General features: G+C 71.8%; 12 protein-coding genes. 10 read left to right on the forward strand and 2 right to left on the reverse strand.

Going from position 1 to position 15,176, the window contains the following annotated elements; genetic code table 11:
* Window positions 1-53: 53 nt before the first annotated feature.
* From OG912_RS28865 to OG912_RS28905, 9 genes are all read left to right on the forward strand, one after another.
* Window positions 54-824, forward strand: a complete 771-nt coding sequence (locus tag OG912_RS28865) for a hypothetical protein (RefSeq protein ID WP_327713576.1) — start codon at window positions 54-56, stop codon at window positions 822-824.
* Window positions 821-2,131 (forward strand): hypothetical protein, encoded by a 1,311-nt coding sequence (locus tag OG912_RS28870; RefSeq protein WP_327711892.1) that lies wholly within the window; start codon window positions 821-823, stop codon window positions 2,129-2,131. The genes OG912_RS28865 and OG912_RS28870 overlap by 4 nt, the downstream gene beginning before the upstream one ends.
* 47 nt (window positions 2,132-2,178) lie before the next feature.
* Complete coding sequence (locus OG912_RS28875; RefSeq protein WP_327711893.1) at window positions 2,179-2,799, forward strand: TetR/AcrR family transcriptional regulator; 621 nt, start codon at window positions 2,179-2,181, stop codon at window positions 2,797-2,799.
* 123 nt (window positions 2,800-2,922) lie between these two features.
* Window positions 2,923-5,175, forward strand: a complete 2,253-nt coding sequence (locus OG912_RS28880) for a molybdopterin-dependent oxidoreductase (protein WP_327711894.1) — start codon at window positions 2,923-2,925, stop codon at window positions 5,173-5,175.
* Window positions 5,176-5,295: 120 nt separating this feature from the next.
* On the forward strand, window positions 5,296-6,708 hold the full coding sequence (locus OG912_RS28885) for a CitMHS family transporter (RefSeq protein ID WP_326735332.1): 1,413 nt from the start codon (window positions 5,296-5,298) through the stop codon (window positions 6,706-6,708).
* A gap of 3 nt (window positions 6,709-6,711) precedes the next feature.
* The gene (locus tag OG912_RS28890) at window positions 6,712-7,983 is read left to right on the forward strand and encodes an MFS transporter (protein ID WP_327711895.1); all 1,272 of its coding nucleotides are present in this window, start codon (window positions 6,712-6,714) and stop codon (window positions 7,981-7,983) included.
* A 132-nt stretch (window positions 7,984-8,115) separates the two neighbouring features.
* Window positions 8,116-9,474 (forward strand): ABC transporter ATP-binding protein, encoded by a 1,359-nt coding sequence (locus OG912_RS28895; protein WP_327711896.1) that lies wholly within the window; start codon window positions 8,116-8,118, stop codon window positions 9,472-9,474.
* A gap of 151 nt (window positions 9,475-9,625) precedes the next feature.
* Window positions 9,626-11,020 carry an aldehyde dehydrogenase family protein gene (locus tag OG912_RS28900; RefSeq protein WP_326735329.1) on the forward strand — a complete coding sequence of 465 codons (1,395 nt, stop codon included), beginning with the start codon at window positions 9,626-9,628 and terminating at the stop codon, window positions 11,018-11,020.
* A 62-nt stretch (window positions 11,021-11,082) separates the two neighbouring features.
* Window positions 11,083-12,162 (forward strand): Zn-dependent alcohol dehydrogenase, encoded by a 1,080-nt coding sequence (locus tag OG912_RS28905; protein ID WP_327711897.1) that lies wholly within the window; start codon window positions 11,083-11,085, stop codon window positions 12,160-12,162.
* On the opposite strand, the gene ppk2 is transcribed toward OG912_RS28905, so the two are convergent.
* A complete protein-coding gene (gene ppk2, locus OG912_RS28910; protein WP_326735327.1) occupies window positions 12,159-13,085 on the reverse strand; it encodes a polyphosphate kinase 2 in 927 nt (308 codons plus the stop codon). The genes OG912_RS28905 and ppk2 overlap by 4 nt on opposite strands.
* 125 nt (window positions 13,086-13,210) lie before the next feature.
* The gene (locus OG912_RS28915; RefSeq protein WP_326735326.1) at window positions 13,211-13,864 is read right to left on the reverse strand and encodes a TetR/AcrR family transcriptional regulator; all 654 of its coding nucleotides are present in this window, start codon (window positions 13,862-13,864) and stop codon (window positions 13,211-13,213) included.
* 97 nt (window positions 13,865-13,961) lie between these two features.
* Between OG912_RS28915 and OG912_RS28920 the strand changes: the two genes are divergently transcribed.
* The gene (locus tag OG912_RS28920; RefSeq protein ID WP_326735325.1) at window positions 13,962-15,113 is read left to right on the forward strand and encodes an acyl-CoA dehydrogenase family protein; all 1,152 of its coding nucleotides are present in this window, start codon (window positions 13,962-13,964) and stop codon (window positions 15,111-15,113) included.
* The last annotated feature ends 63 nt before the right edge of the window (window positions 15,114-15,176 follow it).

Consider the following 15,176-nt stretch of genomic DNA (forward strand, 5'->3'; position numbering starts at 1 on the left):
CGCCTGCCCGGGAACGCAGGCCCGCGCCGGTCCGGCGGCACAGGTCCGCCGCCCTGCTCGTGGCCGTCGCCCTCCTGCTCGGCACGGGTGCCTGCGGAGGGCGGGCCACCACCCACCACAAGCCGGGTACCAGCCATGAACAGGCCACCGGCAACAACGGCCGGCTCCTGACCGCGGACGACGGCTCCGGCCACCGGCTGCGCCAGGTCGACGCCAAGGGCGCGCCCGAAGTGGCGCTGTCCGTGCGGCCGGACTCGGAGGATGGCTGGAACGTCCACCTCTCGGTACGGAACTTCCGGTTCACCCCGGACAGCGTCGGCGGCGCCGCACTCCTCGGACGTGGCCACGCCCGGCTCTTCCTCGACGGCCACCCCCTGGCCCGGGTCTACGGCGCCTGGTTCCACCTCCCGGAGTCGCTCCTGCGCGGCGCCGGGGACGGCACCCGGCTCACGGCCCGTCTCTACGCCGACGACCACACCGCCTGGGCCGTCGGTTCCGCTCCGGTCCAGGCCACCGCGACGCTCGGCGGGGCCACCTCCGCGACCCGCCCCGCGCCCACTCCCGGTACCACCGTGGAGATCTCCGTCCGCGACGGCAAGGTCAGCCCCGCACCCGGGCGCACCGAGGTCAAGAAGGGCCGGACCGTGCGCCTTCAGGTCCGCAGCGACCGCGCCGACACCCTTCACGTCCACGGCTACGACAAGGAGGCACGGCTGCCCGCCGGCCGGACCGTCACCCTCACCTTCACCGCCGACCGCACCGGGCTCTTCGAGGTGGAGACCCATGAGTCCGACCTGCTCCTGACCCAACTCGTCGTACGGTGACGGGCGTCGACGATCCCCGTGCCGTGAGCGTCCTCGCCCACGGCATCGGCGCCCAGCACGACCTGCCCCTCTCGCCCTTCTACGCCTTCGCGGGAGCCTTCGCCGCGCTCTTCGTCTCCTTTCTCGCGCTCGGCCTGCTCTGGTCCGCCTCCCGGTTCCGCGGCGACCGGGCGGGCCGCCCGCTGCCGGCCACGGTCCAGCGCGTCGCCGACGCCCGCCCTACCCGCGTCGTCGCCCGCGCGCTCGGCCTGGCCGCCGCGCTCCTGGTCGTGCTGTACCTCCTCCTCGGCCCGGCCGACCCGGACCGCAACCCGGCCCCCGGCGCCGTCTACGTACTTCTCTGGGTCGGGCTCGTCCCGGCCTCGCTGTTGCTCGGGCCCGTCTGGCGGCTGCTCAATCCGCTGCGCACCCTTCATCTCCTCGGCTGCCGCGCGCTCGGACGCGACCCGGCCGCCGGCCGCCCCCTGCCGCCACGCCTGGGGATGTGGCCCGCCGCCGCCGGGCTGCTCGCCTTCACCTGGCTCGAACTCGTGGCCCCCGACCCTGCCTCATCCACCGCCCTGCTGCTCTTCCTCGCCCTCTACTCGGCCGTCCAACTCGCGGGCGCCGCTCTGCACGGGGCCCGATGGTTCGACCACGCCGATGCCTTCGAGGTCTACTCGGGCCTCCTCGCCCGGCTCTCCCCGCTCGGCCGCCGCCCCGCGGACCGCCGCCTCGTCCTGCGCTCCCCGTTCAACGGACTGGACGCCACGCCCCAGCTCCCCGGGCTCGTCGCCACCGTCTGCGTGATGCTCGGCTCCACCGCCTATGACGGCTTCTCCGACGCACCCTCCTGGATCACCACCGTCCAGACCTCCACCCTGGGCCGTACCACCACTGCCACGCTCGGCCTCCTGGGCGCCGTCGCCCTCGTCGCCACCCTCTACGCCCTCTGCGCCGGTGCCACCCGGCTCCTCTCCGGCCAACTGCCGCACCCCCTCACCGCCTTCGCGCACTCCCTGGTCCCGATCGCCCTCGGCTATCTCGTCGCCCACTACTTCACACTCTTCGTCACCGAAGGTCCACGTACCGTCATGGTGGCACTCGGCACCGACAATCCCGCACCGCCCGAACCGCCCCTGGGGCCGGGCGGCATCGCCACGCTCCAGGTCGTCGCGATCGTTCTCGGCCATGTCCTCGGCGTCGTCGCCGCCCACGACCGCTCCGTCCGGCTCTTCCCGCCCGGACGCGCCGTCGTCGGCCACCTTCCGCTCCTGGTCCTGATGGTCGCGTACACGATCGGCGGGCTGGCGCTGCTCATCGCCTGAGGCCCCCGTGTGCACCTTTACGCCCGGCGGAGGAGGCCCACGGCATCATGGAACCCGTGCCCCATGCGAACACGAACCTCCGCCGCGCCCCTGTGCAGCAGCGCAGCGCCGAGCGCCTCGCCCGGATACTCGACGCCTGTGCCGAACTCCTCGACGAGACCGGCTACGAGCAGCTCTCCACCCGGGCCGTGGCCGTGCGTGCCGGAGTGCCCATCGGATCCGTCTACCGGTTCTTCTCCAACAAGCGGGCGCTGGCCGACGCTCTCGCCCGCCGCAACCTGGACAGCTACGTGGAGGGGATCGCGGCCCGGCTGGTCGCCGTGCCGGTCGCCGACTGGCGCCGTGTCATCGACGCCGTGCTCGACGAGTACCTGGCGATGAAGAGCTCCGTACCGGGCTTCTCCCTCATCGACTTCGGGGCTCCCGCGCCCGACGACGACCCGGCGGACGACGCCAACCAGCGCGTCGCGGGGCGGCTCACCGAACTGCTCGCCGGTCATCTGGACCGCGAGCCGGACGAAGACCTCCTGCGCTCCATCCTGGTCTGCGTGGAGGCCGCCGACGCACTGCTCCAACTCGCCTTCCGCACCGACCCGTCCGGCGACCCGGCGATCGTCGCCGAGACCCGCGTGCTGGTCCAGGCCTACCTTGCGCGGGTGCTGGGCTGAGGGGAACCGGACTCCGGGACAAGCTCATCGCCTCCGCACCTCCCCAGCATGCGTACCGGTCGGTATGCTCGGCCGTGCTTGCTCATGTCCGCGCGCCACCGCTGCCGCCGCCCGGGAGGGCCCATGCCGCACGACCCCAGCAGCTCCCGTACCGCCCTGCGTATCTGCCCCCTCTGCGAAGCCACCTGCGGGCTCACGCTCACCATCGAGGGGGCCAGGGTCACCGGCGCCCGCGGTGACCGGGAGGACGTGTTCAGCAAGGGGTTCATCTGCCCCAAGGGCGCATCCATCGGCGGACTCGACGAGGACCCCGACCGGCTGCGCACCCCGCTCGTCCGCAAGGACGGCGTGCTGACCGAGGCGAGCTGGAGCGAGGCCTTCGACGCGATCGCCCGCGCCCTGCCGGCTCTCGCACAGGAGCACGGGCCGCAGGCCGTCGGTGTCGTCCTCGGCAACCCCAACGTGCACACCATGGCCGGCGCGCTCTACCCGCCCGCCCTGCTCGCCGCCGTGCGGACCCGGGCGCTGTTCACCGCGAGCACCCTGGACCAGATGCCCAAGCACGTCTCCAGCGGACTCCTCTTCGGCGACCCGAACACCATCCCGGTGCCGGATCTCGACCACACCGACCACCTGCTGATGCTGGGTGCCAACCCGCTCGAATCCAACGGCAGCCTGTGCACCGCCCCCGACTTCCCCGGCAAGCTCAAGGCGCTGCGACGCCGCGGCGGCAGCCTCACCGTCGTGGACCCCCGCCGCACCCGCACCGCCCGCCTCGCCGACCGGCACGTGGCCATCCGCCCCGGCACCGACGCCCTGCTTCTCGCCGCGATGGCGCACGTCCTGTTCGAGGAGAAGCTCACCGACCCCGGCGCGCTCGCGGACCATGTCGAGGGGATCGGTGAAGTCGCCGACGCCGTGCGGGACTTCACGCCCGAGGCCGTCGCCCCTGCCTGCGACGTGGACGCCGCCACCATCCGGACCCTCGCCCGGGAGCTCGCCGCCGCACCCACCGCCGCCGTGTACGGCCGCATCGGCAGCTGCACGGTCGAACACGGCACCCTCGCCAGCTGGCTCGTCGACGTCCTCAACATCCTCACCGGCAACCTCGACCGCCCCGGCGGCGCCCTCTTCCCGCTCTCCGCGACCGCCCGCGCCCCGCGCCCCGCCGCCCCCGGCAAGGGGTTCGCCCTCGGACGCTGGGCGAGCCGGGTCTCCGGCCACCCCGAGGCCAAGGGCGAACTGCCCATCTCCGCACTGGCCGAGGAGATCTGCACACCGGGTGAGGGGCGGATCCGCGCCCTGATCGTCCTGGCCGCCAACCCCGTGCTCTCCGCGCCCGACGGCGACCGGCTCGACGCCGCACTGGCCGACGGGCTCGACTTCATGGTGAGCGTCGACCCCTATCTCAACGAGACCTCCCGCCACGCGGATGTGGTGCTGCCCCCGCCGCCGCCCTCGCAGAGCGCCCACTTCGACTTCGCGTTCAACACCCTGGCCGTGCGCAACCAGGTCCGCTACACCCGTCCCGCCCTGCCTCTGGACGACGGCCGGATGGACGAGGCCGAGATCCTCGCCCGGCTCGTCCTCGCCGTCTCCGGGATGCACGGCGCGGAGCCGGACGCGGTGGACACCATGGTCATCGACCGGGCCCTGGGCAAAGCGGTCGCCGACCCCCTCTCGCCCGTGCACGGCCGCGATCCCGCCGACATCTCCGCCGCGCTCACCGGCCGCACCGCGGCGGAGCGACGCCTCGACCTGATGCTCCGCCTCGGCCCGTACGGCGAGGGCTTCGGTACCGACCCCGACGGCCTGAGCCTGGAGCGGCTGCTCGCCCATCCGCACGGCATCGACCTCGGAGCCCTCGCTCCTCGCGTTCCGGAAGTCCTCACCACCCGCAGTGGACGCATCGAACTGTTCCCCGCCCCGATCGCCGCCGATCTGCCCAGGCTGCGCCGTGCCCTCGACGGACGGGCCGACCCCGACGCGCTCGTCCTCATCGGCCGTCGTCACCTGCGCTCCAACAACAGCTGGCTGCACAACGTCGCCGCGCTCCGCGGCGGGTCCAACGTCTGCACCCTCCAGATACACCCCGAGGACGCGGTACGCATCGGACTGACCGACGGCGCATCCGCCACGGTCACCGCGGACGGCGGCGCGCTGACGGTCCCGGTTGAGGTCACCGACAGCGTGCGTACCGGCGTGGTGAGCCTCCCGCACGGCTGGGGGCACAACCGCCCCGGCACCAGGCTGTCCGTCGCGGCCGAGGGGCCCGGCGTCAACGTCAACCAGCTCCTCGACGGCAGCCGCCTCGACCCGCTCTCCGGCACCGCCGTGCTCAACGGAATCCCCGTCACCGTGACACCCTCGCGTTGACCTGGGGTTTTGCTCGTATTGCTCGCATGTCAACGTCTTGTTAACGCCATATGGCGCGCCCTAACGTCATCCGCACCGCCGGCTCCGGCGGGAGTTCAAGGGTGAACGATAGGTATCCATATGCTGACCATCCTCGGCTTTGCCATGATCGGGACCTTTCTGGTCCTGATCATGATGAAGAAGATGTCGCCGATCGCGGCGCTCGTCCTGATCCCCGCCCTCTTCTGCGTGGCCGTGGGGAAGGGAGCCCATCTCGGCGACTACGTCATCGAGGGCGTCGGCAATCTGGCGCCGACCGCCGCCATGCTGATGTTCGCGATCGTCTACTTCGGCGTGATGATCGACGTCGGACTCTTCGACCCGATCGTCCGGGGCATCCTGCGCTTCTGCAAGGCCGACCCGATGCGCATCGTCATCGGTACGGCGGTGCTCGCCGCGATCGTCTCGCTGGACGGCGACGGCTCCACCACCTTCATGATCACCGTCTCGGCGATGTATCCGCTCTACAAGCGCCTGAAGATGAGCCTGGTCGTGATGACCGGGGTCGCCGCCACGGCGAACGGCGTCATGAACACCCTGCCCTGGGGCGGTCCCACGGCCCGCGCCGCCACCGCGCTGAAGCTGGACGCGGGCGACATCTTCGTCCCCATGATCCCGGCGCTCGGCGTCGGGCTGCTTGCGGTGATCCTGCTGGCCGTGGTCCTCGGCAGGCGTGAGCGCAAGCGGCTCGGCACCCTCACCCTCGACGGGGAGCCGGCGGCCGAGTCGGTCACGGAGCCGGAGCAGGTCCTGGTGGCCGCGGGCGGCGGCAGTGACCGGCTGCGCAAGAGCACCGGCGGCGCGGGTGCAGGCGGTACGGGATCCGAGGATGCGGAGGAGACCGACGAGGGCTTCAAGGGCCTCGACCCCCACCGTGCCACCCTGCGACCCAAGCTCTACTGGTTCAACGCGGCCCTCACCATCGCCCTGCTCACCGCGATGATCATGGAACTGATGCCGATCCCGGTGCTCTTCCTCCTCGGCGCGGCCCTCGCCCTCACCGTCAACTTCCCCCACATGCCCGACCAGCGGGCCCGGATCGCGGCCCACGCCGACAACGTGCTCAACGTCTCCGGCATGGTCTTCGCCGCAGCGGTCTTCACCGGCGTGCTCACCGGAACCGGCATGGTCGACCACATGGCCGACTGGCTGGTCGGTGCGATCCCGGAGGGCATGGGGCCGCACATGGCCCTCGTCACGGGCGTGCTGAGCATCCCGCTCACGTACTTCATGTCCAACGACGGCTTCTACTTCGGCGTCGTGCCCGTGCTCGCCGAGGCCGGCGCCGCGCACGGTGTCTCCCCGCTGGAGATCGCCCGCGCCTCCCTGGTCGGCCAGCCCCTGCACATGTCGTCCCCGCTGGTGCCCGCCGTCTACGTCCTCGTCGGCATGGCCAAGGTCGAGTTCGGCGACCACACCCGCTTCACCGTCAAGTGGGCCGCGCTCACCTCCCTCGTGGTGCTCGGCGCCGGACTCCTGTTCGGGATCATCTGATCCATGACCGACATCGCCCGGCCCGGCCGGAGCTGGCTGCTGCGCCTCGTCATCGCCTTCGCCTTCGCGCAGGGAGCGGTGTCGATGGCGCGGCCCGCCGTCTCCTACCGGGCCCTGGCGCTGGGTGCGGACGAACGTGCCATCGGTGTGATCACCGGGGTGTACGCGCTCCTCCCGCTCTTCGCCGCAGTCCCCCTGGGGCGCCGCACGGACCACGGCCGATGCGCACCGCTGCTGCCGCTCGGCGTCGTCCTGATCGCCGGCGGCTGCGCCCTCAGCGGCCGGGCGGCCTCGCTGACCGCGATGGCGGCCTGGAGCGGGCTCATGGGGCTCGGCCACCTCTGCTTCGTGATCGGGGCCCAGTCGATCGTCGCCCGCCAGTCCGCCCCGGCCGATCAGGACCGCAACTTCGGCCACTTCACCATCGGCGCCTCCCTCGGCCAGCTCATCGGCCCGATCGCCGCCGGGTATCTGATCTCGGAGCGCGACGGCGCGATGGGCCGTACCAGCGCACTCGCCCTGATCGTCGCGGCGGGCACAGCCGCCGTCTCCTTCGGCTCGCTCTGGCGCATCGAGCACCGGACCGCCCCCGCACGCCGCGGCAAGGCCCCGGCCGCCAAGGTGCCTGTCGGCAGCATCCTGCGCGCCAGGGGCGTCCCCGGCGGGATCTTCATCAGCCTCGCCGTGCTCTCCGCGACCGACATCCTCACCGCGTATCTGCCGGTCGTCGGCGAACACCGCGGCATCGCCCCCGCCACCGTCGGCCTGCTGCTGAGCCTGCGCGCGGCCGCCACTATCGCCTGCCGCCTGGTGATGACCCCGATGCTCCGGGTGCTGGGCCGGGCAGCCCTGCTCGGCTCCACGTGTCTGCTGGCCGGAGTGCTCTGCGCCGGCATCGCGCTCCCTGCCCCCGTCTGGGCGTTGGCCCTGATGCTCACCGTCCTCGGCTTCTGCCTCGGCGTCGGCCAGCCCCTGTCGATGACCACCGTCGTCCGGGCCGCCCCGGCGGCCGCGCGTTCCACCGCGCTCGCCCTGCGGCTGACCGGCAACCGGCTCGGCCAGGTGGCGGCCCCCGCCGCCGCCGGGCTCGTCGCCGGAGTGGCGGGCACCGCGGCGCCGTTCGTCATGCTCGGCGCACTGCTGGTCGTGGCGGCGGGCCTCGGAGCACGCGGCAAGGGCGACCGTGCACCACGCCGGGACGGGGCTCCGCAACCGGATCCGGCCGTTTCCGAGGAAGGCCCGGCGCGGGCCGGCCTCAACCGGAATCCCGCCTGACACTTCCGTCTCCGCACGCTCCGTACGGTGCAACCTTTGCGCGAGTCTTTCCTCACCCTGCGCAGTGGGTTAATTTCAGGCCACTGCTGCCGCTCCCCACCGCTCCACCATCACCCTCCCGGGCGGAACCACATGACTCGCGCCATCACCCTGAACAACGTAAGCAAGGCCTACGGACGCTCCTCGCGTGCTGTCGACCGCCTCTCGCTCACCATCGACCCGGGCGAGTTCGTCGTCCTGCTGGGCCCTTCGGGGTGCGGCAAGTCGACCGTGCTCCGCATGATCGCCGGCCTGGAGGACATCACCGAGGGCGAGATCCTGCTCGACGGTGAACCGGCCAACGACCTGACTCCCCGCGAACGCGGCATGGCCATGGTCTTCCAGAACTTCGCGCTCTACCCGACCATGACCAACCGGGCCAACATCGGCTTCCCGCTGAAGCTGGAGAACCCCCGCCAGGACCACAACGAGCGCATCGAGAACACGGCCAGGATGCTCGGCATCGAGAGCGTCCTGGACCGTCTTCCCGGCCAGCTCTCCGGCGGTGAGCGCCAGCGGGTCGCGATGGGCCGGGCGATTTCGCGCCAGCCCTCGGCCTTCCTGATGGACGAGCCGCTCTCCAACCTCGACGCGAAGCTCCGCAACCACCTGCGCGCCGAGATATCCCAGCTCACCAAGGAACTCGGCGTCACCACGGTCTACGTGACGCACGACCAGGCCGAGGCGATGTCGCTGGGCCACCGGGTCGCCGTGATGCGCGGGGGAGTGCTCCAGCAGGTGAGCCCGCCGCGCGAGGTGTACTCGCTGCCGGAGAACGTGTTCGTCGCCGCGTTCATCGGCACCCCGCGGATCAACCTGCTGCAGGCCGTCGTACACGCGCCCCTGGAGGGGCGGATGTCGATCGACCTCGGCCGCCAGCGCCTCCCGCTGCCCGAACCCCTCAGCCCCGACCACCAGTTGCTGCGGATCCAGCAGGGCCGGCGCATCATCGTCGGACTGCGCTCCGAGGCGGTCCGGATCGCCCCGCCCAGCCAGGCCCGCCCCGGCGAGGTCGCGCTCAGCGGCATCGTCGAGCACGTCGAGTACCAGGGCCACGAGGCGCTGGTCCACCTCAACACCGGGTCGCAGCCCGCCGTGGTCCCGGACCTGGAATCGGCCCGCCCGGACCGCGGCACCCTGCGCAGGCGCCGCGGCGCCGGGGGCGGGGCCGGAGTCCTGGAACGGCTCAAGGAGCGCGCCACCGGCCACACCGGTGCATCCGTCGCGGTCCTCGACGAACCGGGATTCGAGCCGCTCCCGCCGGGCGTGCACAGCCCCGACCGCCCCGCGGTCACGGCCAGCGACCTCGTCGTACGCACCGGCCCCGACATGCGGCTGCGCACCGGGGGTCAGGTTCCGCTCCTGGTCGACCTGGCGCACCTGTATGTCTTCGACCACCAGGGCCGCCGGATCTGCCCACTGCCGAAGGACGTGCCGGGCCTGGAGGTATAGGGGGATGACACCGGGGCCCGTCCGCCGCTCGCCTCCCCCGATCGGTGGACGGGCCCCGGCACGTGACCGACGTCTCTGGCGCCAGAAAACTAACGGCGCTAGTTTAGGTCGCGGACGACCTCGTCCGTCACCGCGTCCGGGAGGAACAGCCATGAAGGCCCATGACGGCATGTACATCGGCGGCGCATGGCGGCCCGCCGCCGGAACGGACACCGTCGCGGTGGTGAACCCGGCGGATGAGCAGGTCATCGCGCACGTTCCGGCGGGCACGGCCGAGGACATCGACGCCGCGGTACGCGCCGCCCGCGCCGCTTTCCCCGGCTGGGCCGCGACCCCGCCCGCCGAGCGCGCCGCCCGGATCGGCGCTCTGCGCGATGTGCTGGCCGCCCGCAAGGACGAGATCGCCGAGACGGTCACGGCCGAACTGGGCTCGCCGCTGCCGATGTCGCAGATGGTGCACGCGGGCGTGCCGGTCCTGGTCGCCGGTTCGTACGCCGAACTGGCGGCGACGTACGCCTTCGAGGAGCGCCACGGCAACTCCACCGTGTTCCTGGAGCCCGTCGGCGTGGTAGGCGCGATCACCCCGTGGAACTACCCGCTGCACCAGATCGTCGCCAAGGTCGCCCCCGCCCTTGCCGCAGGCTGCACCGTCGTCCTCAAGCCGGCCGAGGACACCCCGCTCACCGCGCAGCTCTTCGCCGAGGCCACCGAGGAGGCCGGACTGCCCGCCGGCGTCTTCAACCTGGTCACCGGCCTCGGCCCGGTCGCCGGTCAGGCGCTCGCCGAGCACGAGGACGTCGACCTGGTCTCCTTCACCGGCTCCACCGCGGTCGGCAGGCAGATCGGCGCCACGGCGGGCGGCGCGATCAAGCGCGTCGCGCTGGAGCTCGGCGGCAAGTCCGCCAACGTCATCCTGCCCTCGGCCGATCTGGCCAAGGCGGTCAACGTCGGCATCGCCAACGTGATGTCCAACTCCGGCCAGACGTGCAGCGCCTGGACCCGGATGCTGGTGGACGCCGAACGGTACGAGGAGGCCGTCGCCCTCGCCGCCGCGGCCGTCGCCAAGTACGTACCCGGCGAGCGGGTCGGTCCGCTCGTCAACGCCAAGCAGCAGGCCCGGGTGCGCGGTTACATCGAGAAGGGCATCGAGGAGGGCGCCCGCGTCGTGGCCGGCGGCCCCGAGGCACCCCTCGCCACCGGGTACTACGTCAGCCCCACCGTGTTCGCCGACGTCACCCCGGAGATGACCATCGCCCAGGAGGAGATCTTCGGCCCGGTCGTCTCGATCCTGAAGTACGAGGACGAGGCGGACGCGCTGCGCATCGCCAACGGCACCGTGTACGGGCTCGCGGGCGCCGTCTGGGCCGCCGACGACGCGGAGGCCGTCGCCTTCGCCCGGCGGATGGACACCGGTCAGGTGGACATCAACGGCGGCCGTTTCAACCCGCTCGCCCCCTTCGGCGGTTACAAGCAGTCCGGCGTCGGCCGCGAACTCGGCGAGCACGGCCTCTCCGAGTACCTCCAGACCAAGTCCCTCCAGTTCTGAACGACCCCTTGAGTCCGCAGAGTCCGCAGAGTCCGCGCCCCCGATCAGCAAGGAGCCAGTCCGTGGTCCGCGCCGCCGTACTGTCCGCCGTCGGAGCTCCGCTGGAGATCACCGACATCACCCTGCCCGAGCCCGGCCCCGGCCAGGTGCGCATCCGCCTTGCCGCCGCCGGGGTCTGCCACTCCGACCTCTCGTTGTCCAACGGCACCATGCGGCTGCCCGTCCCCGCCGTCCTCGGCCACGAGGGCGCGGGCACCGTCGTCTCGGTCGGCGAGGGCGTCGGCCATCTCGCCCCGGGCGACGGCGTCGTCCTCAACTGGGCGCCGTCCTGCGGCAGCTGCCACCACTGCGGAATCGGCGAGGTCTGGCTCTGCGCCAACGCCCTGGCCGGCGCGGCGAACATCCACGCCCGTACCGCCGACGGCACCGAACTGCACCCCGGGCTCAACGTCGCCGCCTTCGCGCAGGAGACCGTGGTCGCCGCGAACTGCGTCCTGCCCGCCCCGGACGGCATCCCGCTCACCGACGCGGCCCTGCTCGGCTGCGCGGTGCTGACCGGGTACGGCGCGATCCACCACAGCGCCCAGGTCCGCGCGGGCGAGTCCGTCGTCGTGTTCGGCATCGGCGGAGTCGGTCTCGCGGTGCTCCAGGCCGCCCGGATCGCGGGCGCCTCGAAGATCATCGCGGTGGACGTCTCCCCGGAGAAGGAGGACCTCGCGCGCCGTGCGGGTGCCACGGACTACGTGATCGCCTCCGCCACCACGCCCCGCGAGATCCGGGGGCTCACCGGCGGCCAGGGCGCGGACGTGGCCGTCGAGTGCGTCGGCCGGGCCGCCACCATCCGTACCGCCTGGGAGTCCACCCGCCGGGGCGGGCGCACCACGGTCGTCGGGATCGGGGGCAAGGACCAGCAGGTGACGTTCAACGCCCTGGAGATCTTCCACTGGGGCAGGTCCCTGACCGGCTGCGTGTACGGCAACAGCGACCCGGCCCGCGATCTGCCGGTGCTGGCCGACCACATCCGCGCGGGCCGCTTCGACGTCTCGATGATGGTCACCGAACGGATCGCGCTCGACGGCATCCCGGCGGCCTTCGACAACATGATCGCCGGCAAGGGCGGCCGGGCCCTGGTGGTCTTCTAACTCCCCGCGGAAGCCTCCGAGCGTCCCGTGGTGAGCAGCCGGGCCTCCATCTCGCCCTGCTCGAAGAGCCGGGAGGCCGGTCCCACGATCAGCGGGTCCGGCTCCCCGGCCACCGTCGCGTCCTTGTCCGGGTAGTCGAACCGGTGCAGGACGTGCCGGATCGCCTCCAGCCGCGCCCGCTTCTTGTCGTTGCTCTTCACCACGGTCCACGGGGCATCCGCCGTGTCCGTGTGGAAGAGCATCAGCTCCTTGGCCTCGGTGTACGCGTCCCACTTGTCGAGCGAGGCGAGGTCGACCGGGCTCAGCTTCCACTGCCGCACCGGATCGGTCTGCCGGCTCATGAACCGGTTGCGCTGCTCGTCGCGCGAGACGGAGAACCAGAACTTCACCAGGTGGATGCCGTCGCGCGCCAGCATCCGTTCGAACCCCGGGGCCTGGTGCATGAATTCCAGGTACTCGGGGGTCGAGCAGAACCCCATCACCCGCTCCACACCGGCCCGGTTGTACCAGGACCGGTCGAACATCACGATCTCCCCGGCGGCAGGCAGATGCGCCACGTACCGCTGGAAGTACCACTGGGAGCGCTCGCGTTCGGTGGGCTTCTCCAGCGCCACCACCCTCGCACCACGCGGATTGAGGTGCTCGGTGAACCGCTTGATGGTGCCGCCCTTGCCCGCGGCGTCGCGCCCCTCGAAGAGTATGACGAGCCGCTCGTCGTGCTCCTTGACCCAGTGCTGGAGCTTCAGCAGCTCTATCTGCAGGGCGCGCTTGGACTTGTCGTACGCCTTGCGGCCGAGCTTGGACGTGTACGGATAGTCCTCGCGCCAGGCGTCACGCGCCCTGCCCTCGGGCGTCACCAGTACCGGGGCGTCGGCCCCCTTCGCCTTCTTACGGCCGGTCCGCTGCTTGGCGCTCCGCGTCATGAGGGGGTCCTTCCACCTGCGGGGCGGATTCTTCCGCGTCGCACCAGTCTGCGGACGCTTCCGGGAGACCGCCACCCCGGCCGGACGGAGCAGTCCGCCACCGACGGTGAGCGGCGCGGGCGCCGCTACCGCATGTTCTGTGCGGGAGGTGGTGCGTACTGGAGGGCGAGTCCGTCGATCAGTGCGCGCAGGCCCGTCTCGAAGGCCCCTTCGTCGACTTTCTGACGGCGCTCCGCCAGCAGGTGCGCCTGGCCCAGGTGCGGATAGTCGGCCGGGTCGTACGCCGTCTCGTCGTCCACGAAGCCCCGGGCGAACGAGCCGAGGGCCGATCCGGTGATGAAGTAGCGCATCAGGGCGCCGATGTAGGTGGCCTGGGCAGGCGGCCAGCCCGCGCGGACCATCGCGCCGAACACCGCGTCGGCGACCCGTAGGCCGGCCGGGCGGCGGCCGGGGCCCTGGGCGAGCACCGGGACGATGTGCGGATGCGCGCTGAGCGCCGCACGGTAGGAGACGGCCCAGTCGTGCAGCGCGGCACGCCAGTCCCGGGTGTCGGACTCGTCGAACATCGACAGATCGACCTGTGCGGAGACGGAGTCGGCGACCGCGTCCAGGATCTCGTCCTTGTTGCGGAAGTGGTTGTAGAGCGACGGCCCGCTCACCCCGAGCTCGGCCGCCAGTCGACGGGTCGAGACGGCGTCGAGCCCCTCGGCGTCCACGAGGGCGCTTGCCGTCTCGACGATGCGGTCTCTGCTGAGGAGGGGCTTGCGCGGGCGGGCCATGCAGCACATAGTAGGCCCTGCGCACTTAAAACTAGCAGTGCTAATTAAAGTCGATCGCCCCTCGTGTGCCGGTCGGCCCGAAGTGGAGAGCCGAAGGATGAACCTGGAACTCAGTGCGGAGCAGGAAGCCGTCCGGCAGCTCGCCAAGGACTTCGTCGCCCGTGACATCGCCCCGCACGTCGTCGAGTGGGACCGGGCCGAGAACGTCGACAAGTCGATCGTGAAGAAGCTGGGCTCCCTCGGCTTCCTCGGGCTGACCGTTCCCGAGGAGTACGGCGGCTCGGGCGGTGACCACCTCGCGTACTGCCTGGTCACCGAGGAGCTCGGCCGCGGTGACTCCTCGGTCCGCGGCATCGTCTCGGTCTCCCTCGGCCTGGTCGCCAAGACCGTCGCGGCCTGGGGTGACGAGGACCAGAAGCGGCAGTGGCTGCCCCGGCTCACCTCCGGCGACGCGGTCGGCTGCTTCGGCCTCACCGAACCGGGCACGGGGTCCGATGCCGGGAACCTGACGACGAGGGCCGTGCGGGACGGTGGTGACTACGTCATCAACGGCAGCAAGATGTTCATCACCAACGGCACCTGGGCCGATGTGGTGCTGCTCTTCGCCCGCACCAACGACACCCCCGGCCACAAGGGCATATCCGCCTTCCTGGTCCCCACCGACACCCCCGGCCTCACCCGGCGCACCATCCACGGCAAGCTCGGCCTGCGAGGCCAGGCGACCGCCGAACTGGTCCTGGAGGACGTCCGCGTCCCCGCCGCCGCGCTCATGGGCCCCGAGGGCAAGGGCTTCTCCATCGCCATGTCCGCGCTGGCCAAGGGGCGGATGTCGGTCGCCGCCGGCTGTGTCGGCATCGCACAGGCCGCCCTGGACGCGGCCGTGGGATACGCGGGCGAGCGCGAGCAGTTCGGCAAGTCGATCGCGAGCTACCAGCTCGTCCAGGAACTCATCAGCGACATCGCCGTGGACGTCGACGCCGCCCGCCTGCTGACCTGGCGGGTGGCCGACCTGATCGACCGCGGCGAGCCCTTCGCCACCGCCGCGTCCCAGGCGAAGCTCTTCGCCTCCGAGGCCGCCGTCCGCGCCGCGAACAACGCCGTCCAGGTCTTCGGCGGCTACGGCTACATCGATGAGTACCCGGTCGGCAAGCTGCTGCGCGACGCCCGCGTGATGACGCTCTACGAGGGCACCAGTCAGATCCAGAAGCTGATCATCGGCCGTGCCCTGACGGGGGTCTCCGCCTTCTGAGTCTCCGCGTGACCCGAACGGGCGTCTGAGTACCGGGCTGAGTACGCGTACGGATGTGGCGTG

Origin of the sequence: Streptomyces sp. NBC_00464, from assembly GCF_036013915.1 — a bacterium.
Classification (GTDB): domain Bacteria; phylum Actinomycetota; class Actinomycetes; order Streptomycetales; family Streptomycetaceae; genus Streptomyces.